Origin of the sequence: Paenibacillus violae (genome assembly GCF_032461945.1) — a bacterium.
Taxonomy (GTDB): Bacteria; Bacillota; Bacilli; order Paenibacillales; family NBRC-103111; genus Paenibacillus_E; species Paenibacillus_E violae.
The window spans coordinates 337,129-359,361 of sequence record NZ_JAWCUD010000008.1; the positions used below are offsets into that span (position 1 = coordinate 337,129).

Annotated in this window: 20 protein-coding genes and 1 rRNA gene; 11 read left to right on the plus strand and 10 right to left on the minus strand. The window is 46.3% G+C overall.

Annotated elements, in window-relative coordinates; all coding sequences use genetic code 11:
- Window positions 1-28: 28 nt before the first annotated feature.
- A complete protein-coding gene (locus RQP52_RS22930; protein WP_315953996.1) occupies window positions 29-913 on the minus strand; it encodes a helix-turn-helix domain-containing protein in 885 nt (294 codons plus the stop codon).
- 218 nt (window positions 914-1,131) lie between these two features.
- Here RQP52_RS22930 and RQP52_RS22935 point away from each other — a divergent pair, with 218 nt between their 5' ends.
- The gene (locus tag RQP52_RS22935) at window positions 1,132-3,426 is read left to right on the plus strand and encodes a bifunctional diguanylate cyclase/phosphodiesterase (protein WP_315953997.1); all 2,295 of its coding nucleotides are present in this window, start codon (window positions 1,132-1,134) and stop codon (window positions 3,424-3,426) included.
- 54 nt (window positions 3,427-3,480) lie between these two features.
- Here RQP52_RS22935 and RQP52_RS22940 read toward each other — a convergent pair whose 3' ends face one another.
- A complete protein-coding gene (locus RQP52_RS22940; RefSeq protein WP_315953998.1) occupies window positions 3,481-4,287 on the minus strand; it encodes a histidinol-phosphatase in 807 nt (268 codons plus the stop codon).
- Between the two features lie 26 nt (window positions 4,288-4,313).
- The gene (locus RQP52_RS22945) at window positions 4,314-5,216 is read right to left on the minus strand and encodes a LysR family transcriptional regulator (protein WP_315953999.1); all 903 of its coding nucleotides are present in this window, start codon (window positions 5,214-5,216) and stop codon (window positions 4,314-4,316) included.
- 223 nt (window positions 5,217-5,439) lie between these two features.
- Here RQP52_RS22945 and RQP52_RS22950 point away from each other — a divergent pair, with 223 nt between their 5' ends.
- On the plus strand, window positions 5,440-6,966 hold the full coding sequence (locus RQP52_RS22950; protein ID WP_315954000.1) for an MDR family MFS transporter: 1,527 nt from the start codon (window positions 5,440-5,442) through the stop codon (window positions 6,964-6,966).
- 12 nt (window positions 6,967-6,978) lie between these two features.
- Complete coding sequence (locus RQP52_RS22955; RefSeq protein WP_315954001.1) at window positions 6,979-7,557, plus strand: PadR family transcriptional regulator; 579 nt, start codon at window positions 6,979-6,981, stop codon at window positions 7,555-7,557.
- A gap of 351 nt (window positions 7,558-7,908) precedes the next feature.
- On the opposite strand, the gene RQP52_RS22960 is transcribed toward RQP52_RS22955, so the two are convergent.
- The gene (locus tag RQP52_RS22960) at window positions 7,909-8,703 is read right to left on the minus strand and encodes a TIGR01457 family HAD-type hydrolase (protein ID WP_315954002.1); all 795 of its coding nucleotides are present in this window, start codon (window positions 8,701-8,703) and stop codon (window positions 7,909-7,911) included.
- On the minus strand, window positions 8,700-10,391 hold the full coding sequence (locus RQP52_RS22965; protein WP_315954003.1) for a PAS domain-containing sensor histidine kinase: 1,692 nt from the start codon (window positions 10,389-10,391) through the stop codon (window positions 8,700-8,702). Before RQP52_RS22965 ends, RQP52_RS22960 begins: the two co-directional genes overlap by 4 nt.
- Before the next feature lie 286 nt (window positions 10,392-10,677).
- On the opposite strand from RQP52_RS22965, the gene RQP52_RS22970 reads away from it, so the two are divergent.
- Complete coding sequence (locus tag RQP52_RS22970; protein ID WP_127458539.1) at window positions 10,678-11,136, plus strand: chemotaxis protein CheX; 459 nt, start codon at window positions 10,678-10,680, stop codon at window positions 11,134-11,136.
- A 99-nt stretch (window positions 11,137-11,235) separates the two neighbouring features.
- The gene (locus tag RQP52_RS22975; protein WP_315954004.1) at window positions 11,236-12,018 is read left to right on the plus strand and encodes an SDR family NAD(P)-dependent oxidoreductase; all 783 of its coding nucleotides are present in this window, start codon (window positions 11,236-11,238) and stop codon (window positions 12,016-12,018) included.
- A 50-nt stretch (window positions 12,019-12,068) separates the two neighbouring features.
- Here the strand turns inward: RQP52_RS22975 and RQP52_RS22980 are convergent, their stop codons facing one another.
- On the minus strand, window positions 12,069-12,326 hold the full coding sequence (locus RQP52_RS22980) for a DUF2573 family protein (protein WP_315954005.1): 258 nt from the start codon (window positions 12,324-12,326) through the stop codon (window positions 12,069-12,071).
- 334 nt (window positions 12,327-12,660) lie between these two features.
- Here RQP52_RS22980 and RQP52_RS22985 point away from each other — a divergent pair, with 334 nt between their 5' ends.
- The 3 genes from RQP52_RS22985 (at window position 12,661) to RQP52_RS22995 (ending at window position 15,365) form a co-directional block, all read left to right on the plus strand.
- Window positions 12,661-13,182, plus strand: a complete 522-nt coding sequence (locus RQP52_RS22985) for an RNA polymerase sigma factor (protein WP_246069395.1) — start codon at window positions 12,661-12,663, stop codon at window positions 13,180-13,182.
- Window positions 13,183-13,327: 145 nt separating this feature from the next.
- Window positions 13,328-14,758 carry a DEAD/DEAH box helicase gene (locus RQP52_RS22990; RefSeq protein ID WP_315954006.1) on the plus strand — a complete coding sequence of 477 codons (1,431 nt, stop codon included), beginning with the start codon at window positions 13,328-13,330 and terminating at the stop codon, window positions 14,756-14,758.
- Window positions 14,759-14,819: 61 nt separating this feature from the next.
- The gene (locus tag RQP52_RS22995; protein ID WP_315954007.1) at window positions 14,820-15,365 is read left to right on the plus strand and encodes a hypothetical protein; all 546 of its coding nucleotides are present in this window, start codon (window positions 14,820-14,822) and stop codon (window positions 15,363-15,365) included.
- Window positions 15,366-15,416: 51 nt separating this feature from the next.
- Here the strand turns inward: RQP52_RS22995 and RQP52_RS23000 are convergent, their stop codons facing one another.
- The 4 genes from RQP52_RS23000 to RQP52_RS23015 all read right to left on the minus strand — a co-directional run bounded on the left by RQP52_RS23000 (window position 15,417) and on the right by RQP52_RS23015 (window position 19,975).
- The gene (locus tag RQP52_RS23000; RefSeq protein WP_315954008.1) at window positions 15,417-16,589 is read right to left on the minus strand and encodes an MFS transporter; all 1,173 of its coding nucleotides are present in this window, start codon (window positions 16,587-16,589) and stop codon (window positions 15,417-15,419) included.
- Entirely contained in the window at window positions 16,586-17,410 is an 825-nt protein-coding gene (locus RQP52_RS23005) for an HAD family hydrolase (protein ID WP_315954009.1), read from the minus strand. Before RQP52_RS23005 ends, RQP52_RS23000 begins: the two co-directional genes overlap by 4 nt.
- Window positions 17,403-18,179 carry a DeoR/GlpR family DNA-binding transcription regulator gene (locus RQP52_RS23010; RefSeq protein WP_315954010.1) on the minus strand — a complete coding sequence of 259 codons (777 nt, stop codon included), beginning with the start codon at window positions 18,177-18,179 and terminating at the stop codon, window positions 17,403-17,405. The genes RQP52_RS23005 and RQP52_RS23010 overlap by 8 nt, the downstream gene beginning before the upstream one ends.
- Window positions 18,180-18,331: 152 nt before the next feature.
- Window positions 18,332-19,975: an FAD-dependent oxidoreductase gene (locus RQP52_RS23015; RefSeq protein WP_315954011.1), complete on the minus strand. Its 1,644-nt coding sequence runs from the start codon at window positions 19,973-19,975 to the stop codon at window positions 18,332-18,334.
- Between the two features lie 232 nt (window positions 19,976-20,207).
- Between RQP52_RS23015 and RQP52_RS23020 the strand changes: the two genes are divergently transcribed.
- The 3 genes from RQP52_RS23020 to RQP52_RS23030 form a co-directional block, all read left to right on the plus strand.
- The gene (locus RQP52_RS23020; RefSeq protein ID WP_315954012.1) at window positions 20,208-21,407 is read left to right on the plus strand and encodes an S-layer homology domain-containing protein; all 1,200 of its coding nucleotides are present in this window, start codon (window positions 20,208-20,210) and stop codon (window positions 21,405-21,407) included.
- A gap of 148 nt (window positions 21,408-21,555) precedes the next feature.
- Window positions 21,556-21,834 (plus strand): hypothetical protein, encoded by a 279-nt coding sequence (locus tag RQP52_RS23025; RefSeq protein WP_315954013.1) that lies wholly within the window; start codon window positions 21,556-21,558, stop codon window positions 21,832-21,834.
- Between the two features lie 278 nt (window positions 21,835-22,112).
- A 16S ribosomal RNA gene (locus tag RQP52_RS23030) occupies window positions 22,113-22,233 on the plus strand; the annotation flags it as partial.

Genomic DNA, 22,233 nt, shown 5'->3' on the forward strand with positions numbered 1-22,233 from the left:
AACAAATCTCCAATCGTTCAGATTTCATCTAAAGCGCGACATTGCGTTGTTTAAACTCCGTTGGGGTCAATCCGGTAACCGCCTTGAAATTTCTGCAAAAATAATGAATGCTGGAATACCCTAATTTCATGGCTACGGCTTCAATCGTGGATTCGTGCAGCAAAAGCAGCTGCGCTTGCTTCACTCTTTCCAGAACCAAATAGTGCTTAGGGGCATAGCCGGTTGCTTCGCGGAACAGCTCTGCGAAGTAGGTAGGATGATAGCCGCTTATAGCAGCAAGCTCGGGCGTTGACCAATTGCGGGACGTATCCTGCTGAATCGCTTCAATGGATGCTGCAATTTTGCTATGCTCGGTTGCAGCTCGAAAACGTTTGTCCATTTGGTAGCGCAACAAAGTGGTAAGGATTTGGATGAGGTAACCGCGGGCAATCGAACCATAACCAGGCTCCTGATGGACGAATTCCTTGGCGATCCGGGCAAACAGGCTTTCCAGCTGCGTAAACTCGTAGAAATGCCACATATCCACATCTCCGTGACCTTCCACATGAACGGTATAGGTTTTGGCAGGTCTCACTAAATGTTCTTTCGTATGTAAAATGATTGTCGGTTCTGGATGTATGGCTTCGGTCGAGGCGGAGTCCCAGCTAAAATGGATGCTCCCCAGCGTCGAGGGACCGTCGGAAGAAATGGTTAGTCGATGGGGTGTGTCTGAGCCATAGAACAGGCAATTCCCAGGCAGCAAATTCAGGCATTTTCCTGCGAATTCAAAACTGGCGGATCCAGCTACCAAGAGGATGAGCTGGCAGTCGGGAATCGTGCGCGGCCCCCAGAACGTACCTGCTGGAGCTTGGAAATAATTACTGAAATTGACCGTAGGACGCAGATTTCCGAGAGATCCGAGATGCGTCTTCATGGACATCCCCCCACAAGGGTGTGACTTGCCTCTATTGTTTCACACTATCTGTGAAAAGTGCAAGACCTATTCGGACTGTAAACTCTTTTCTATGTCCTGATTTTGGATGACATCCATTTCATATAAAAAGATTGATCTAGCGGTTCGCAGATGAAATAATAGAGAGGAGATGTCGAATTATGACGTTTAAAGTTTAAGGATGACGGGAGTAGAGTCTCATGAAAGCGATGCAATACACGATAATAGCTCTAGTCTTCGTCATATTGGTCTCATCTTCCGAGTTCGTTCTCGGTAAGTACAAAAACTCCTTATTGAATGAGCTTAGAATGACCGAACAGTCGCAATTATCCTCAAGGGCTTTGGTATTGCAATCGGTCATTGACCGCAATTTTAACTTAATGGTCAGTCTGGAAGCCTATGTGAGTTCAAATTATTTGCAAAACAAAGATGATCAAGAAGTGTTGAATTACATTGCTTCTCTATATCTTGGGGCTCAAGCTTCTGCACTTAATCTACTCATTGCCCCCAAAGGGATTGTGAAGGACGTTTTTCCGCTTAAGGGCAATGAAAGCATAATGAATTGGGATTTGTTGAACGACCCTCGCCCGAACGTACAGCAGCAAATTGTAAACGCGCTAACAACGAAGAGGATGACCATGGATGGTCCGTTTAAGCTGCTGCAGGGGATGGACGGGTTAATTGCGCGCAAAGCGATTTATCAAAACGGGGAATTCTGGGGATTCGTATCGGTTGGAGTCGATGTGGATCAATTGCTTGCGGAAGCGGGCATTAAGAACGGGGACCCCAGAAATGATCGACTTGCGATCCGCAATCCAGGCCAACCTGCCTTTTTTGGGGATGATTCGGTATTTCAAGAGTGGCACATGAAGGCCAACATAGAGCTTGCGGATCATAATTGGGAGCTGGGTGCGCTTCCTCCGAACAGTGCGGTTGAGAGCATCAAGCAGCAGATTTTAGTGACGCGTGCATCATTCATTACGATATTGGTTCTCGGCTTGCTTTTCTTCCTTTATATGCTTAGACAGCGAGACACATTAAGTAAAGCAGTGAATGAACGAACGCAAGAATTGCAGCTCGCGAATGAAGATTTGACGGCGGTGAATGAGGAACTGCTGGCCGGGCAACAGGAACTGCAAGAATCGACCAAAAGACTAATGGAGTCCGAACAAATGCTTTCCTATCTGGCCTATCATGATGTACTGACAGGGATTCATAATCGTACGTATTTTCAAATGGTTTTGAAGGAACAGATCGTCTATAACGAAATCAGTCATACCTCGCTGGCGGTGCTGTTTTTTGACTTGGATAACTTTAAAATGATCAATGATTCGCATGGCCATCATATGGGGGATCTGATGCTGCGTGAGGTTGTAAACCGGATTCAGCAATCTGAGCTTTCCTATCATACATTCGCCAGATTCGGTGGGGATGAGTTCGCGATCCTGCTCGAAGATTGTGCGGATGAGAAGGACGTTCGGGATTTCTGCGAGCAATTGATGGAGATCTTGAAGCCACCGTGCCTATTATTGGGTCGTGCTTTTTTCATCAGTGCCAGCATAGGAATTGTGCAGTATCCGTATGGTGGATTGACATGGGAATCCCTGCTTAAAAATGCGGATATCGCCATGTATATGGCCAAGAAAGAGAGTGGCAGCTCCTATAGCTTCTTCGATAAACAAATGGCGATGAATTCCGTATCCAAGCTTGAAATGGGGAACCACCTTCGTCAGTCCATGGATAGGAACGAACTTGAGATTGTCTATCAGCCGCAAATCGATTGCCAACTGGGGAAAGTCATTGGTGTTGAAGCTTTGCTGCGCTGGAACCACACGACGAAGGGGTATATATCTCCTTCAGAATTTATTCCGATTGCCGAAGAAATGGGCTTTATTGTCGCCATCGGTGAGTGGGTGATGCGGGGAGCCTGCCAGCAGATGAAGGATTGGCATAACATGTTGCAAGAACCTTTGACGGTATCCGTTAATCTCTCCGTTAAACAGCTGAATGATGAACGTTTTGTCGATAAAGTGATTCAAATTCTAGAGGAAACAGGCCTGGAGGCCAAGTATCTGGAAATTGAAATTACCGAAAATGTCGCGATGCGTGATGACCAGCTGGAGGCTCTCGGACGATTGCGTAAGCTAGGTATTGCAATATCCGTTGACGATTTCGGCACGCATTATTCTTCGCTCAGCTATTTAAAAAGGTTTCCCGTTACCAAAATCAAGCTGGACCAATCGTTTGTTCGCGGCGTACAAACCGATGACAAGGACAGGGCAATGATTAAAGCGATCATTTCCGTGGCCAAATCGTTTCAACTGCAAATCATTGCTGAAGGGGTTGAGACGGAAGAGCAGGCCAGATTTTTGGTCGCGAATGGCTGCAGCCAAATTCAAGGTTATTACTTCTTCCAACCGATGTCGGCCGATCAGACGCAGGTTACCTTGCAGATGAGTATGCAATCGAAGCTCGATTTTATGAATAGGATTTAAATGAAAAGAGGCTGCACCGAAGTAGAAATATCTACTTGCGGAGCAGCCTCCTTTTTATAGAGGAACAACTTGTTTTTGTTTGTTTTTGAAATAAACCCAATGTTTGAAGCCGATCTCTTTCAGCGTTTTGCTCACTTCTTCCCAGTCATCTCCAACACGGCTTGGGATATGCGCATCGGAGCCGAACGTAACCTCAACGCCGTAGTGAAGGGCTTGCTCTAACATCGCGTGCGAAGGGTACCAACCACCTACGTCTTTGGTTTTGCCTGACGTATTGATTTCGATAGCTACACCGGATTCGCCAATGACTTTCAATGTTTCGTTGACGGCTGGCGTCGGAATGTCAGAGAATGCCGGGTAGAAGCCTTTCATAGCATCAATATGCCCAAGGATATTGAACATGCCGGAGCGGGCGGATTCAGCAATGAGGCGATAGTACTCTTCCTTATGCTCGATTTTCTGCGCATCATTCAAATTTTTCCATCTGTTGCGATTGAAAATACTGACGCCGCCGGACAAATGCACCGAACCGATGATGTAGTCGAATGGGTATTTGGCATACTCTTGACGGTAAATATCAACATGCTCTGGGAAATAATCGGATTCTACGCCTAACAGGACATCAATTTTACCTTCGTATTCTTTTTTAAGCTGAAGCACTTCCTCGATATAGCGAGGGAATTCGCTTTTGGCCATGGCGATTAAAGGTTGTGCGTGATCTTCCGGACTTCCGAAATAAGGGGAGTGGTCCGAGATTCCAATCGCCGTCAAACCGCCGGCAATGGCGGCTTCGATATAGTCGCGAATTTTATCCTGGGCGTGCCCGCACCGATCGTGATGGGTATGTAGGTCGAATTTCATACGAGAAAACCTCCTAAGCCTGTTATTTATTCTGAGCCAAGAAATTGAGTTTCCGGCATACCTTTTAAATCTCGAAGGAACTGCTGCATGGCAGAATTTAAGTAACGTCCCGACTTATATACTACACCTACAGGATGGGTAATATCCAACTCATTTACTTTTACAATTTTCAAAGTGCCGTGCCGCAGTTCATCCGCTACAGACAGCTTGGAAATGATGGCGACGCCGAGGTTTAACTCAACCATGCGCTTCACTTCTTCACTGCTGGACAACTCCATGACAATATGCGGCGCGACATCATAGTTTTTGAAAACTTGATCGACAAAGCGTCGCCCAGCGGTCTCTGGAGAAAGCATGATGAATGGAATATTGCGCAGTTTTTCAATGGATAAATGGGCGAATCGGCTGAGTGGATGCTGCGTCGATACAACGAGCTCGAAATTGTCATAATACAGCACGGAAGTTTCTAAGGCCTGATTTTTCTCAAATAAATAAGTAATCCCGATATCGATTTGACTATTCTCAACTGAGGTCATAATTTGCGAAGAGGTCATGGAGTGAATGGTCGTTTTGATCAAAGGGAATTGGTCTTGGAAATAAGAAAGCACCCGCGGTAAAATTTGCATGGCAATTGAGGTCGTCGTGCCGATGTGGATATGGCCTTGCGGTGTTTGGTGTAGATCTGACAGGCGCTGCTTGAGGTCACTGGCGATCCGTAGCATTTTCTCAGCATGCTCCAGAAATAGCTTTCCACTATCGGTTAACGTGACAGGTTGGTTGCGATCAATGAGAATCGTGCCGAATTCGTCTTCTAGGCTCTTGATTTGCGCGGAAACGGCAGGTTGGGTCAAATTAAGAATTTCGCCAGCTTTACGGAAGCTCATCGTCTTGGAAATCGTGAGCAACGTTTCCAACTGGTTCATATTCATGCGATTACCTCCTGCTATTCAAATTGTAATTACAAATAAAATTTATCGAAATTGTAAAGGGCATAAAAACCTTTTCTAACCTTATTATATGATAGGAGGGAGGCGGTCGGCAATGTCTCTCAGAAAACACGGACAATCGCCTGTTGAATTTGTTTGCCATATACTCAAATTTGATTATAATAATTAATATATAATAAATTGAATGGTAAAGGAGATTTATTTCATGTCGTTAACACGCAAGTCTAACCCTACCTGGACAGTCGTCGGGTTGATGTTAGGACTTTTGCTGGCTGCGCTGGATCAGACAATCGTTTCTACGGCGATGCCAACCATTGTGTCCAAACTAGGGGGATTCAACCAGTATGTCTGGGTTTTCTCAGCCTATTTGATTGCTAACGTGGCAGCCATGCCGATTTTCGGAAAGCTCTCGGATATGTACGGGCGTAAGTTGTTTTTCATCATCGGGATCATCGTGTTCATGATCGGATCTGCACTTTGCGGAACCGCTGCATCGATGACCCAACTCATCGTGTATCGCGCGATCCAAGGTATCGGAGGCGGTGCCTTGATGCCGATTACCTTTGCGATTATTTTTGACATTTTCCCACCGGAGAAACGGGGTAAAATGCAAGGGCTTTTTGGGGCCGTATTCGGTTTATCGAGCGTACTCGGTCCGATCATTGGCGCTTATTTCACGGACTATGTCACATGGGAATGGATTTTCTTCATTAATCTACCGCTCGGCATCGTGTCCTTGTTGCTTATTATTTTCTCCTACCATGAGTCAGTGGAGCACAGCAAGGCCAAAATCGACTGGGGCGGTACGATTTTACTGACAGCAGCGATTGTGTCCCTGATGTTTGCACTGGAGCTTGGTGGTAAAGACTATGCGTGGGCTTCGTGGCAAATTATTAGTCTTTTTGCAGGGTTTGCCGTACTCTTGGCAGTTTTCTTGACGGTGGAAAAATTTGCAGCCGAACCGATCGTTCCGCTCGACTTGTTCAAAAACCGTCTCTTCACCGCAAGCATGGGTGTCAGTTTCGCTTATGGGGCTGTTTTGATTTCAGGCGGGACGTATATTCCTTTATTTATTCAAGGTGTATTTGAAGGTTCTGCAACAAGCGCGGGGTCTACACTCACGCCGATGATGCTGGGTGTTGTTGTCAGCTCTGCGTTAGGCGGACGTTTCATTGGAAAATTCTCTTACCGTAACGTGATGTTGGTATCCGTCGCATTGTTGATTGTGGCAACTTCGCTTTTGGGAGGCATTTCGATTGATTCCAAGCGCTGGGTCATCACGACTTTTATGATTCTAATGGGACTTAGCATCGGAGCATGCTTCCCGATTACTTCTATGTCCGCCTTGCATAAAGTAGACTTCCGACGCAGAGGCACAGTGACTTCACTTGTTAGCTTCTTTCGTTCCGTAGGTTCCGCCATCGGAGTTGCGGTGTTTGGCAGTATTCAGGTAAACTCACTTAGAGATAACATTACACAATCCCTACAAGATCCGGCTATGGCTGAAAAGTTTCATGATGCGCGCGCCTTGCTGCAGCCTCAGGTTCGTGCCAGTATTCCTGCCGATGTGCTGCACAAGCTGCTGGCCGCACTTGCTGATTCTATTGCGGTTGTTTTCCAAACAACGATTGTTTTAGCTGTAATTGGACTCGCGTTTATCTTACTTATGGGGAATGCGAAGCTGGAAGTGGGGAAAGCTCCTGTCAAAGGGAGTGCACCTGTAGGGCACTAGGAGGTAACCGCTATGTCGATGAAGCTCGTCATACTTGGTCTGTTGATGGAAGCCAACCGGCATACGTATGAGATTCGGCAAACGATGAAAGAAAGAGGCATGCATAATTATATGAAGCTGCAAGACGGCTCGCTTTATTATGCGATGGATCAACTGCGCAAAGACGGTCATGTGGAAGCACTTGAAGTTGTACGCAATACGAATCGTCCGGAGAAAACCGTCTTTCAAATTACAGAGGCTGGGAAGCTTAAATTTCAAGAGCTGTTGATCGAGCAGTTTCATGAAGAAATCAAACACTATCACCCGCTCTACGTCGCTCTGCCCTTTTCCGTACATGGCGATCAGGCCAAAATAGCTGATATCTTGGAAAATAAAATATTGGCTCAGAAAATGAGCATGAACAGAATGAAAAGCTTGTATGAAGAACATCTGAACGTAGTTCCTCGCGTTATTTTACAGATGATGATTGGCACCTATAAACGTTCGTTCAGCGAGTTAAAATGGCTGGAGCAGCTGCAAAAGGATGCAAGGGAAGGCCGTTTGCAGGAAAAGGGCTCCCCGCCTGAGGTGGACTGGGACCATCTGGATTGAACTGAACGTAAGAAACCGCAGGCCGCTGGAAACAGTTAACCACAAGAAACCTCCAATTCCACGTCTGTGGGTTGGAGGTTTTTTGTTTCCAGTGCCCCAGTATGGCTGCTGCACACCTGCAAAGGGAACTAGGGTACGCTATTTCGTAGAAAGGTACATTTTCCACCCGTGAGGGGAACTACAGTCCGTTATTTGAAGGAATGAGCTGAAAATCGGGTGATGGAGGCCGAATAAAGCCCTGTAGTTCCGCTCCAAGAGGAAACAGCGTGTTTATCCTGCAAATAGAGGCCTGTAGTTCCCGTAAGTAAAAACCCTAGCGTTATTCCCGCTAGGGTTTTTGAAATTTGCGGCTTATTTCCCGCCAAGCCGAGTAAACTGATCGATGAAATGTGCCAAATCATCGCAAACAAGGTCCGGCGTCACGCCCGCCGACGCCATCTGCTCGTGCACGTTCTCCGGCGTTGCGACGCCGGTCAGCACGAGCGCCGTGCGGCACCCCGACACCACGCCTCCGCGGATGTCGGTATGGACATTATCGCCGATGACCCAGACATCGGCGGCAGGTAGACCGAGCCGCTCGATGGCGTAAGCCATGATGATCGGCGAAGGCTTCCCGATCACCACCGGCTCCACGCCGGAAGCGGCGGTGATCGAAGCGGCCAGGGAGCCAGCCCCTGGCATAAGCCCTCCATCCGACGGCAGCATGCGGTCGGGATTGGTTAACACATAGGTCGCGCCGGCCTTCAGGTGGCGGACCGCTTCGGTCAGCTTCGCATAAGTGAAGCTGCGGTCAATGCCTTGGACGACGTAATCCGGAGGCGTCGTCCCTTCCATATCGAAGCCGGACGCCTCCAGGGCGATCCGTAGTCCGGATTCGCCGACCATATGCACGCTGCGGCCTCGGCGCTGCTCGGTCAAGTACTTGGCGGCGGCCTGCGAGGACGTATAGACCGCCGTCTCCGGCACTTCGATGCCGAACGCCAGCAGATGTTCGGCGACCTGTGCAGGAGTACGGGACGAATTGTTCGTCACCAGTAAGTAGGGCAATTGGTGCTGCTGCAGCCACTGAATGAAAGTAGCTGCATGTGGAATCGGTTCATGTCCCCGATATAACGTACCATCCAAATCTATGAGAAAACCGTTCATGTAACAGACACTCCTTCGGTTATTTTAACTTGTATGGAAGGAAGTGTAATTTCAACCGTCGTTCCTTCTTCCAGCTTGCTTTGAATTTCCATCATGCCCCCATGTGCCTCAATAATCCGGTAGCATACCATGAGGCCAAGACCGGTGCCTTTTTCCTTGGTACTATAAAAGGGTTCCCCCAGCTTGGGCAGCCGCTCTGGTGCAATACCGCACCCTTGATCGATAAAGCGGATGGTGATGTTTTTCTTAGCAGCATCGGTTGCTGCTTCAATACGCATTAAACCTCCCTCTTCCATGGACTCCAACGCATTTTTCAAAATATTGATGAAAACCTGTTTAATTTGCCTTTCGTCGCAAGAGACAGGAGGCAGATTGGGCTCAATATCGGCTTCGATTTGAATATTTTCCAATATCGCTTGAGGTTGAAGCAGCTCGATCGTGCTCATCACAATAGAATCAATGGTTCGGGTATCAAAATTGGTAGCCTGCGGTTTTGAGACGAACAGGAACTCATTCACGATAAACTCAATGCGCTGCAGCTCTTTTTGCATAATTTCTATGTAATATTGCTCTTTTATACTGTTTGTTTTCAATAATTGCAGGAATCCCTTCAAAGCTGTTAATGGATTGCGGATTTCGTGCGCCACTCCAGCCGCCAGTTGGCCTACAGCCGATAGCTTATCCGATTTGATCAGCAGCTCCTGGGTCTTTTTTAATGCGGTAATATCTTTAAATGTAATAACGGTACCGAGAATGTGCCCCTTCTCCTCTAAGATGGGACTCGACATGAACTCGACAGGGAAGGAAGTGCCATCCTTTCTCCAGAACAGGTCCTCTTTCATAATAGGAGCATCCCGATTTAGAATCGTATTCAAAACAGGACTCTCTTCGCGCGAAAAAAGAGTGCCGTCGGTCTTCTCAGGCCGAATTAGATTATGTATTTGCCTGCCGAGCATTTCATCTACTTTCCAGCCGGTTATCGCTTCAGCAGCTTGATTCCAGAAGATCGTGCGCCCGCTCATATCAATCCCATAGATGCCTTCGGAGACGGAATTGAGGATGAGCTGATTTTGCTTATAGAGTTTGTCGATGACTTTTTTCTGTTCTTTCACTTCTGTCAGGTCCTTGAGAATCGCGTAAATCCCTACGACTTGACCGTCGACTTTCGTCGGGACGAACGTGACATTAGAAGGGATGGGAATCCCGTTTTGATGAATAAAAGTAGCCTCGAAATTTTGCGGCATCCCGGCTGACGCCACTTGGAAATGATGCAAAGCTTTAAGCAAATCAGGCGGGCTGATCATTGGAATAAAAGAAGTTGTGGCGTTCTCGCGCCCAAGACCCAAGAGGCTTTCAAGCCCGTGATTGGCTGACAGCACTTCACCGTCTAGGCTAAAAGAAATAATTGAATCCGGGTGATTGTCGTATAGAGATTGGTACCGCTCAGCGGTTTCCAGAATGGAAGTTTCGCCTTTTTTGATTCTTCTGAGCCCGTATAAGGCAACTCCAAGCATCGTGCATAATACGACAATATCGATAGCCAGCCCGATGGGACGGTGTTCGATTACATATGGAAGTTGATGAATAATGAAAAAGTTCGTACCGATTAGCAGCAGAGCGATAATATGATAGACAAGCGTAAGTTGATATAACGTGTAATGTTTTATTGTCGTTTTCTGTTTCATCATGGTTGCCTTTCATCGCTCCTTTAAAAGGACGAATACCCTGCAAGCCTATCAGGATTCGACACATATTTATATATTCTTCCAGATTACTTGCTGTATTTCCTGCTGATTAGGATCCATTAATCCAGATTCGACAATTTTAGTATGAAGGCAGGAAGAGTGTCTGTATGTGAGTATAAGGAACTATTTTATGAAAAAATACAGTATACTTGTCCTAGTATTTTAGGTATAATGTTGAAAAAGGTCGTTTTTGGTGGAACTTATTCACAAATGAGATCGGAGCGGAGCTATGAAGGCTGAGTACATTAATCCTTTTTTGGAGTCGGCTAGAATTGTCATCGAGCAGGTTGCTAACATTCGCCCAACTACAGGGCAGCTCGGCGTCAAAGACGTCAAATTTGTGGAAAAGTATATTTGGATCCAAATCGGGATGACCGGACAAATGGAAGGCGATATTGTATTCGGCTTGGCTGAGGACGTCGCTTTGAAGATGGTTTCCGCGATGATGGGCGGGTTTGTAATTACGGAGATGGACGAAATGGGCAAGAGCGCTATATCGGAGCTAGGCAATATGATTAGCGGGAATGCAAGCACCATGTTGTTTAATCAAGGCGTAAGGGTAGATATCACGCCTCCGAAGCTGGTTCAATCAGCGACGGCTGCCGGTTTTGTGCCGAAGCGGGCGCTAACGATCCCTTTGATTATGGATAGCATTGGGGAACTGGACATTCAAGTGTTAATTACGTAATATGAATATGGAATGAAATGTTTTATACATAAGCTAGAATGAATGGAGTACTGCGATTAGCGGTTCTCTTTTTTTTGTAATTTACTGGAATGGGGAGAAATGACGTTGAACATTTCGAACAAAATCGTCTTGATCACCGGAGCGTCAAGTGGCATCGGCGCTGTCATGGCACAGCAATTTGCGGCGATGGGGGCGATTCCAATTTTGACAGCCCGCAGCACAGACAAGCTTGAGTCGATTGCTGCAGGTATTCAAGGCCAGCATGCTGTTTACGCGCTTGACGTTACGAACACGCAGCAAGTGCAGGACGTGGTTAGTCAGGTTATCGCGAAGTTTGGTCGTATCGATATTTTAATCAACAATGCCGGTTACGGGATATTTGAGTCGTTCGCCGGTGCGCCGCTGGAGCATTTTGAAGATATGATGAACGTGAACTACATGGGGGTTGTCCGCTGCACGCAAGCTGTATTGCCTCATATGTTGAAGGCGGGAAGTGGTCATATCGTGAACATAGCGTCCATGGCGGGGAAAATCGGTTCGGCCAAATCTACGGGCTATTCGGCAACGAAACATGCGGTGCTTGGTTTCACAAACAGTTTGCGCCAGGAGTTAATGCGAACAGGTGTATTTGTTACGGCGATTAATCCAGGGCCGATCTCCACGCCATTTTTCGATAAAGCAGATCCGAGCGGGAACTATGTTAAAAATGTAGCTTGGTTTATGCTCAAACCGGAGAAAGTTGTGAAAGAACTGATCCATGCCATTGAGAAGAAAATACCGGAGAAAAATCTTCCCTTTGTAGCGGGCGTTGGCATTAAGCTGTTTCACTTATTTCCGCGGCTATTCGACCGGTTGGCATCGGGGATTTTAAATAAAAAATAAGCGGGTCCCGGTCTATGCTGGGATCCGCTTTTTTCATTGTGTGAGCGAAATTACTTCGACTCAGGCTTTTTGGCTTGCAGAGCTTGATTTAAATCACGAATCTCTTCGAAAATTCGACGCACTTCCGCTTTGCTTTCGGGATGCGTTTGATTCCAATGAGAAGTCAGGGCCGGGAGCGATTTATGAACATGATTAAAAAATGCCCATACTTTTATTTTCTCAAGCATTTCAGGCGATGTATCTCCCGTAATGAGTTCTGCGGTTTTTAACACAAGTGCGTTGAATTCTTTCTCAAAATCTGTATTCATAGTTTCATCCCTTCGGATGGAAAATAGTAAGTCACTTCTAGTTTATCTGATGATTTGAAAGCTGTCAAAAATAGGGGGACCCATGTCCATCGCACAATTACGAGATGGTCAATTAATAGGAAGAGCCTGCTGTGATAGCGCGAAAAAAACCAGCATAAGCACTAAGTGGGTTTTATTACCATATTACAATGTTTTTATTGTTGTTTACTCCCTAGCTTTGTCCTAAAATAAGGGTAAGAAACAGAGATGTTTTTACCTGGTTGGCTAGGGGGCGTTTATTTCGAAGTCTCTCAAACTGTTATTTAGCAGTGATTTTTACACTTTAGAGAAGAGCGTGCAGGAACAGATATATCAAGAGTTTTATCTACTCGTCTATCCCATGATTTATTTTATACTTAGGGACCATGCAGCCGTGGAGGATATTATTCAAGAGTCTTTTCTTCGGGCTGTGCGGAAAGCGCCGCTGCTTCAGGATATTGATAAATATGAAAGTTGGGTCAAGAAACTGACCCGGAATGTAACGCTGAATCATCTTCGGAAACACAAACGCAACCGAGATGAGCTAGAAACGGAACTGATGCTGTGCATCAAGGAAACGGCACCTACCTCAGATTATTTGGGTTCCCTGGATCAAGAAGTCGAGCTGAAGCTCATGAGGGAAGCCATCATCTCTTATATTAATCAACTAACTCCCTCCTACCGTCAAATTATTGCAATGAAATGGATACATAATTTATCGTACAAGGATATGGCGATTGAACTAGGGGTTACCGAGGGTGTTGTGCGGCAGCGGTTGTTCCGGGCAAGAGATGTCATCAAGCAGAAACTGTTGGAAGAATGGGGAACGGGGAAATAAGAGTCCATATGGACTCTTATTTCTGCTTATAGGGGAGAGATTGGGCCATCTATTAGCAGCATTTTCGAAGTACTGATTTGTATCGATATACAGCGTGACATATAATAAGATCATTAGGTTGAATGAGAAAAGGGGTTTACGTCCATTGAGTACAAGCTTTGAACAGCTGCAAATTGCACAAACTTATTTAGATAAATTGAAAGAATTGGGTATTGGTGAGCCAACGCCGATTCAGGCAGAAGCCATTCCGGTTTTGAAACAAGGCAGTGATGCCATCATTCAGTCGCAGACGGGTACTGGCAAAACGTTAGCGTATTTGCTGCCGGCACTGGAACAAATTGATCCATCGCAGAAACAGCTGCAAGTTTTAGTTGTTGTTCCTACGAGGGAGCTGGGTATGCAAATTATGCAAGAAATCGAAAAATTAACGGCTGGCGGTCCTATTCGTTCGCAATCTTTGATTGGCGGAGCGGCTGTGGTTCGACAAGTCGAGAAGCTTCGATTGCACCCTCATATTGTTGTGGGGACCCCTGGGCGTTTGCTTGAGCTTATGAAAATCAAGAAATTGACTCTGCACCATGTGAAAATCGGTGTTGTTGATGAAGTGGATCAAGTATTCGAGCTTGGTTCCATGCAGGATGTTGAGTCGGTGCTAAAAGGCATGCTGAAATCCAGTCAAAAGGTGTTCGTGTCTGCGACCATTCCGCAAAGTACCGAACAAGCGGCGGGCAGATGGTTGAAGGAGCCTGTTATTATTAAAATCAACCCAAGCCAGCGCACGGCGGAAACGCTGGAGCACATGTATGTGCTTTGCCAAGAGCGCGAGAAGGTGGATACGCTTCGTAGATTAGTTCGTTTGATTAAACCGAAGTCTGCGATTGTATTTATCAATGTGACAGACGATATCGCTCAAGTTTTGGCTAAGCTGCAGTATGTTGGGTTATCTATTGAAGCCTTGTACGGTGAAGCAAGCAAACAGGATAGGGCCAAAGTCATGGGGAATTTCCGAGATGGGAAATTCCAGCTGCTGCTGGCTACGGATGTTGCAGCAAGAGGGTTGGACATTGAAGGCGTGACTCACGTCTTCCACTTGGATCCTGCCACTAACGCGGAGTATTATCTTCACCGCGTAGGTCGGACCGGTCGGATGGGCCGCGAGGGCACGACCATTTCTATCGTGACACCGAAGGAGCAGTTCATTCTCGAAAAATTCGAGAAGCAGCTCGGTATCACGATTGCGCCGAAGGCGATGTACGAGGGCCGGCTCGTCGACCCGGCCCAGGACCGCAGTGCGGCTGCCATGCGCAGCCGCCGTGAAGCTGCACGCCCGCGGGGCGCAGCACCTGTGCGCAGCGGCTCCGCCGGCTCGCACGATGCTGCCGCGTCTGCGGGCGCGGTGCGCACTAGCGCGGCGGCGACGGACGCGCGCGAATTTAGCGCTGGCCCGGCGAAGCCGGCAGCGCCGAAGCACACGGCCGCCGGCGGCAAGGCCGTGAGTAAAGCCCAGCGCGAGCGAGATCGCAAGAGCAAGGGCGCTCCTCGCTGGCTGAAGGAAAAACAGCAGAACAAAGAATAGCCGTAATTCACATCATGATCTGTACGGCTTGCCAAATCTGTCTTCTGCGGGGTGTTGCAACGTGCTGCAAAAACGATTTATTTTTCTCATCGTGGTCGTCCTTATCCTTGCGGCCACCACGGTGTTGTTCATCCGGCACATCCAACCTACCGAGGATTTAGACCTGAATTATCAAGAAATTTCAATTGGCAGTAAAATCGCGGACATTGTCAAAAACCGGAAGCTCGAGGTTCAGATCACAGAGCAAGATTTGAACAATCTGGTTAAAAAACAGCTGTCAGCCCACCAAAATCTGCCCAACGGCATTCGAATCGAAGGAGCTAGGCTTACCTTGCAGGGAAGCAACCTCGTCGCTGATGTCAATGTTAAATGGCAGGACAAGCTGCCAGTTGGCGCCCAATTGCTTTTTACCTTGGCGTGGGATCCGCCGAATGTGATCATTCAGCATCAGAGTACGATGGTTAGGGGCATACAAGTTCCGAAGGAGTGGCTTCAATTCGCTCCAATCGAACTCTCGATCGAAGATCACTTGCCGCTTCTAATAGGAGTGAAGGATGTACAGTTCGAGGAGAAAGCCGTACTTATTCAATTAAAGGCTCTGCGGTAATAGCGCGGCAGAACCAAAAAGGACAACCCGATGAGCGGGTTGTCCTTTTTTTTAACTCGAAGCCTGAACTTTCCATCTACGCGAATAGAGAACAATGCCGAAAACCACACACATGCCAACTAACACAAACCAAATCGATAAGCCGACTTGAAACTTATCCATTCCCCACCCGACGCCAAGCGGAATGACGGATCCGCCTAAACCACCAGCAGCGATAAGCGTGCTTGTTGTTTGCTCCGTGCGTCCAGGGAGTAATTGATTCGCATAAATAAGAGCTACAGCGAACATTCCTGACATGAAGAGTCCAAGCAGCAGAACAATAGCGAAGCTGCTCCATAACTGCGTGCTGAACAGCCACAAGAAGACGGTTATCAAACTGCCGCCAAAAGCGACGGCCAAGTAACGGAAATAGGTCATTTTCTCGGCAAGCACACCGGCAAATAGACGACCAGCCACCATGGCAATCCAATAAGCTGTTACCGCCAAAGAGGATAGAGAGCTTGAAGTGTGCATTTGATCGATAAAGATCGAAGGCAGGAAATTAACGATCGTATTTTCCATCCCTACATAGATGAAGAAAACAAACATGAACAGAATAAGGAAAGTTAACGAACTTCTTGTCAGAGCTGGCGGTTTTACCTCTTGCTGCGTCTTGTCGGCTTTGTGAGCCAATAATTCGTCATGTTCGCCCAAGGAAAGCTTAGACCAGATGAGTCCTGTTGCAAGCGCGCTTATTCCCAGCAGCATAAATCCATATTTCCATAACCCATTGGCAATCAAAATACTGGATACAATCGGCATAAATAGTGCGCCAAGTCCGAAGAAAACTTCAAGCGTGCTGAAGGCCGAGGCTTGCTTATCCTTTGCCGCCATTAACACGAAGGTTGAAATGCTTGCTTCTACGAGTCCGAAAGCCACGCCGGCTACGAAGGTGAGGCTTACGGCCAAAGCCCAAGGGGGCAGCATGACGATCGTCATCATGGCCAGGAAAAGCAAGCCGAAAGCCGTCGTAATCGTGTTTCGGCGGCTGAAACGGCGGCTAAATGCGGGCATGCTGAGCACGCCAAGCAAAAACCCGCCGAATTCAAGGAACACCAGCAAGCCGCCATCGCTGTAGCTGCGTCCATAATGAGTGAGCAGCTCGGGTAATACCGCTCCAAAAATAACGTGGGTACAGCCCGTTAATAAATAGGACAGGCACCCCATAATTAATAATCTTCTCATACCATTGTGCTTCCTTTTTGCTCTTGCATGTATTTATCGTTATAGGCAAATACATGATCAACGACTTCAGCGACAGACTCGACATGATAGTTCGCTTTTTGTTTGACCTCCGGATGAGCACCTTTCATAGCAAAACTATGCGGAGTAATCCCGAACATGGATACATCATTGAAGGAATCACCAACACAGGCAATTTCCTCAGGTTTTAGACCCAATTGCTCCATGAGGACGAGGAGGGAGTTGCCTTTTGAAACTTGCCGTGGCATGATGTCCAAGCAATCTTTGTCGGAGATGAACAGCTCAACTTGATCGCCCAGCTTTTCTTCTATTAATGCTTTAAGTGCCAGAAGGATTTGAATATCCCCGAATGTAGAAATCTTACAAATAGGAAGCTCGGCTTGCAGCGACTGCTCGATGTCCTCTTTTATAATAAAAGGCCGGAATGTACGTGACTGAACCTCATCGGAAGCGGGCGTCAAATGCGTGATGTAATTGGCTTCACCTGAGCAAACGATCTTCACGACGTCAAAATCTTTCAGCAATTGGTACACTTGATACGCTAATTCAGGCTCAAAAAGCTGAGATTTCAGAAACGAGCCATCTTCCAAATGAATGAATGCGCCATTCTGCGATACGGAGTAGGCACGATGTCCAATTTCCTCTAAAACCTGCTGCATCTCCACATTCATTCTTCCTGAGGCCAGGCAAAGCAGGATGTCGGCTTCTTTCACTTTTTTCAGCGCAGCTTGCTCTCTTGAACTAACTTTCTTGCTGTGATCGAGCAAAGTACCATCCAAATCACTTACGATAAGCTTAATCATCTAAGTCATCTCCTTTTGCCAAAACGATTTCAACTTCACTTGCCAGTAATTTCTCTCTCATTTCGGAGCTCAAGTCTTGGTCTGTGACCAGGATATCGATGCTTTCAAAACCGACCACACGATGGAACAGCCGCTTACCGAACTTAGAATGATCCGCTAGAACGATGACTTGGTCAGCATGTTGGATCATGGCGCGGACTAAATAGCTGTCCTCTTCATTGGGGGCTGACAGCCCTTCCTCCGTAATTCCGCAGGTTCCGATCAGAAGCTTATCGACGTGGTAATCGTTCAACATCTCGATCGCTTTTGCGCCGTAGACGCTATGGTGTTTGCTATCCAACACGCCTCCAAGAATGTGAATCGTAGTTTCATCTTTACGGGTTAAAATAGCAGCGATTTCTATAGAGCTTGTCACCACTACATTATGTTTGGATGTCAGTGCGTTTGCAGCATGCAGCACTGTTGTGGAGGCATCCATCATGATATAGTCGCCATCTTGAATGAGTCCTGCGGCTGTTTTGCCGATGGTTAATTTGGAAGAAGACTCTGCTTGGAGTCGTTGTTCGTAATTGCCGACTTCTTTGGAAAGTGTGGGGAGGATGGCACCGCCGCGTGTTCGCACAATACGGCCCTGTTCTTCAAGTTTCACCATGTCACGCCGGGCGGTATCTCGTGATACATCATACAGCTCGCAAATTAGGTCAACCGTAATGCGCTTATTTGATTTTAAGTAATCAATAATGGATATGAGTCTTTCTTCTTGAAACAAAGGTTTCTCACTCCTTTCACGTAAGTGTTTGTAAGTGAACTTAAGTATATTGCTTATTATATGGCTGGGAGTCCGGTTTTTCAACAACTTTTTTAATTAAATTTTCGTAAAAAAACCGCACACTCGCTCAAGAAACGAATGCACGGGTTTAGTTATTTCACAGCTGGTTTTTTGCGAGTTTTCACGTAGCTAGGATAAGTAATTTCTCCGCTATCCAGCTTTCTAATCTCATCTTCGTTCCAGCCGCTGATTTTGTTGGTGCCGGTTACCCCGGTTAACTTGATTTGATAATGAGCAGCTAAGTACTGCTGTAACTTGGCCATCTCCTCAGGCGTGATTTCTCTAAGCTTTTGTTTGCCGTGTAACTGTCCCAGTATGACACCAATGGATTCAGCAGCCAGACTCGTATTTGGTTGAATTCTTGTACTTCCGTATGCGATTGCTGAGGAGCCCACATTTTTCCCGGCGGCAATGACATTGTCGTAGTTTTTTAATAAAAAGCTGCGCAGCGGCATCCCGTATTTATCAGGACGGCCCATCTCGATGCCCCACTTGTTAGCGCTAGTGCCCTGCAAATCGAGCGGATAGCCGCCAATGCTGACATTATCCCAGAACATGGCGCCTGAAAGCAGGTCGGACGGCTTTAAGACATAATCCATTTCGTAGTGATTATATTCCCTTACGTAAGGGTAAGTCGGCAATTCCCCAAGTTCGGCATGCTCCCAACCGGGTAAGGTTTTACGGAAATGACCCAGAATGGATGCCGTCTCTTTGTTGCCGAGTGTAACAGCTTCTTGGATGGATTCGGGTTTGGACGGGTCAACGGTGTACACCAGAAGGGCGTTAATCAAAACTTCCCCGTCTCTTTGATTCACAGCATTTAAACCTCTTAGGAATACGCGGTCATTGGAAGGATGATAAGCCTTTGTCATACCGCTTAGCCCGATCGCATAGCTGTCATTGACAGAACCGCCGCCAAATTGTTTGGACTTCTCTTCAGGTTTTAACGCGTTGAAAGTTGTACTGAACTTTTTCCAATCGACGTGCGTGAACTTCATCATCATACCGGCGCTCATGTACTCGATATCTTTTTGCCCATAGAACTTCTCCAGTCCTGGCAATCTCTTAGCATCTAGTCGCGAGATGAGTGCGGCGTAATCACTGTTATCGACCCAGTAGCCGGCCGTAATCTTCTTCTTTTCATTCTTTTCCGTCGTGTAAACGATAGAAACGACTTTGTGCATGCTGTCTGGCGTGTTGATTTGCTCAATGTCATTTAAGATAACGCCGGATTCGACAGGAATATTTTTGACCAGTTTATCCATATACGTTGAAAATTCTGAAAGTTTACGGATTTTGGCGTTTCGGAAACCATCGAACAATTCTTTAGCACGGCCCTGCACTAATAAATGGCCTTGATCGTCACGCGTTTCATCCAAAAACAACATTTGACTCTGAAGGATCTGGCCTCCAAAAGCTTTATGAGGATCCAACACTTTTACCTTCAAACCTTCGTCTGCAGCCGCCCTCGCCAGATAGAGGCCTTCTAGCTCGCTGCCGATTACTACAACGTCAAATTGCTCGGACGGATACGTATTTTTGGTTTCTACGGGCGGTGTTGGTGGGGCTTCACTAGTAGTAGGAGAATCTTGATGCGTGCTGGTCGGCACTGTAACAACAGCAGGTTCCACATTTGCTTGCTTGAGCCCGATTTTGCTATAAGAGAAGACTGACAACGCAATTAGAATAACGGCTAGAGCAATAACGAGCTGAACTCTGGAATTACGTAAACGCATACATGAACTCCTTTTGCGGTAGTGTTTTATATCGTTAAGTTTAGCAGTTTCAGGGGGGATTTAATAGACTCGACAAATTTCAAGTTTTAAAGATTTATTTCTCCAACCCCCCTAAACATATTTGCAATGGCGAATTGTTGTAGCATAACCAGGAACCCTTCGCGAAGGCTCCACATTATTTATACCAACTATATGAATATGGGAGAGGGAACTTGATATGAAAAAGAACCTAATGAAGAAAGCTGTAGCAACAGGACTTGTTTTAACAATGGTAATGGGAGGCGCTTCTGCAGCGTTTGCCAAAGGGAATGACCATGATGATCGTGGTAAAGGTAACAATAGCTATACCACTTCTATTAATAACGGTAAAAACAACAACGGTAAAATTAGCGGCAACATTCAAATCCGCATTAACTTTGACGACCTCAAAGGTGCTCAATGGGCAATGCGTTACATAGCTAGCTTGGCATCCAAACAAGTGTTTGAAGGATACGAAGATGGTACATTCAAACCAGATAAATCCGTTTCCCGCATTGAAGCGATTACAGCTGCTGTAAGATTGATGGGATTGCGTGAGCAAGCGGAATCTGCTACAGAAATGGCAACCAAACTAAACTTCAAAGATGCGGACAAAATCCCTGCATGGGCAGTAGGATACGTAGCCGTAGCGCTTGAAAACGATCTATTCACAGAAAGCGATGACTCTGTTCAACCAAATAAAGAAGCGGATCGCCTATGGGCAACAACGCTGTTAGTGAAAGCTCTGAAACTAGAGTCCGAAGCTAAAGCAAAAATGAACACTCAGCTTACATTTAAAGATGCTAAACAAATCCCTGCTGGATCTGTAGGATATGTTGCAGTAGCTATCGAAAAAGGTCTTGTTGATGGCTTCGAAGACAACACATTCAGACCGAACCAAAACGTGACTCGTGCACAATTAGCGGCACTACTGGATCGTACAGGCAACCAAATGCCTGATGACCAAAACTCCACTGCTGGAACTGTGAACGCAGCTGTATACAACAATGTGCTTCCAGTAACGAAAGCGGGAGTTACAACAAACTATGTTCTTCACCCGGATGCATTCATCTTGCGTAACGGTGTGAAAGTAGCTGCTTCTGCCATTCAAGTAGGTGATGAAGTGAAAGTTCGTTCTTTCAACAATCAAGTAGTTTTCGTAGAAGTTACTAAAATGGCTGATGCTAACCAAAGCTTTGATGTTGTAGGTACATTAAATAGTACTACTGTAGATGGACAAGGTAAAATCACTTCAATTTCCATTACGCAAACGATCAATGGTGTAAGCCAAACTACGGTTTATAACGTTGCAGCTAATGTTGCGTTGACTGGTAACCTTGGTAACTTTACACCTACCCATGTTGTTGAGCTTAAAGGACAAAACCAAGTTGTTACTACAATTGATGTAAAATAATAAGAGAATTCATATAGAGATATAAAAAGGTTGAATATTCATAACAGCTCCTTGCTTCTTACAGCAGGGGGCTGTTGTGCTTTTATGCCGTATAAACTTTCATTCCTTGTGGGAAACTGTTCTTTATCTTGAAAGGAGTGGCATGAATATGAACGAAACATTGATGGAGACATTCAAAAGATTTTACGCGGACTATCGAGTTGCAGCCAATGTGGAGCAGAGCTTCACTGACGCTTACCAAGCGATCGCTTATCACGTTATTGAGCAAACCGATCATTTAGCCCAGAGCGGCAACTTGGAAGGCGTGCAGAATATCGTCCGGGAGTTTAAAGAGATCAGCTTATCCATAGCTCCCAGCAACGATGCTTTGAAAGAGCGTTTCGAACAGGAACTAGTAGAAGACATGCTCGATCATGGACATTCCTAAAAAAATGTGGAATAGGGTTGCATTATTTTAACCACCATGGTATATTGTCTATCCGGCCAAGACGAGCTGAAAACTTTATCGAATATTGTAAAAATAAAGCTTGCATCTGATTGGTTGAATATGCTATATTGTAATTCCGGCCGCGAGAGCGGGACGGAATGCGAAAGAAATTGATCTTTGAAAACTGAACAATGAGTGAGTAAGCACAGTCGAGTAATCGACTATAAATGAGATGAATAATCTCGCTAGCAAGTCAATGAGTACAATTAAGCTTTTCTATTATGGAGAGTTTGATCCTGGCTCAGGACGAACGCTGGCGGCGTGCCTAATACATGCAAGTCGAGCGGAGCACTTCGGTGCTTAGCGGCGGACGGGTGAGTAACACGTAGGCAACCTGCC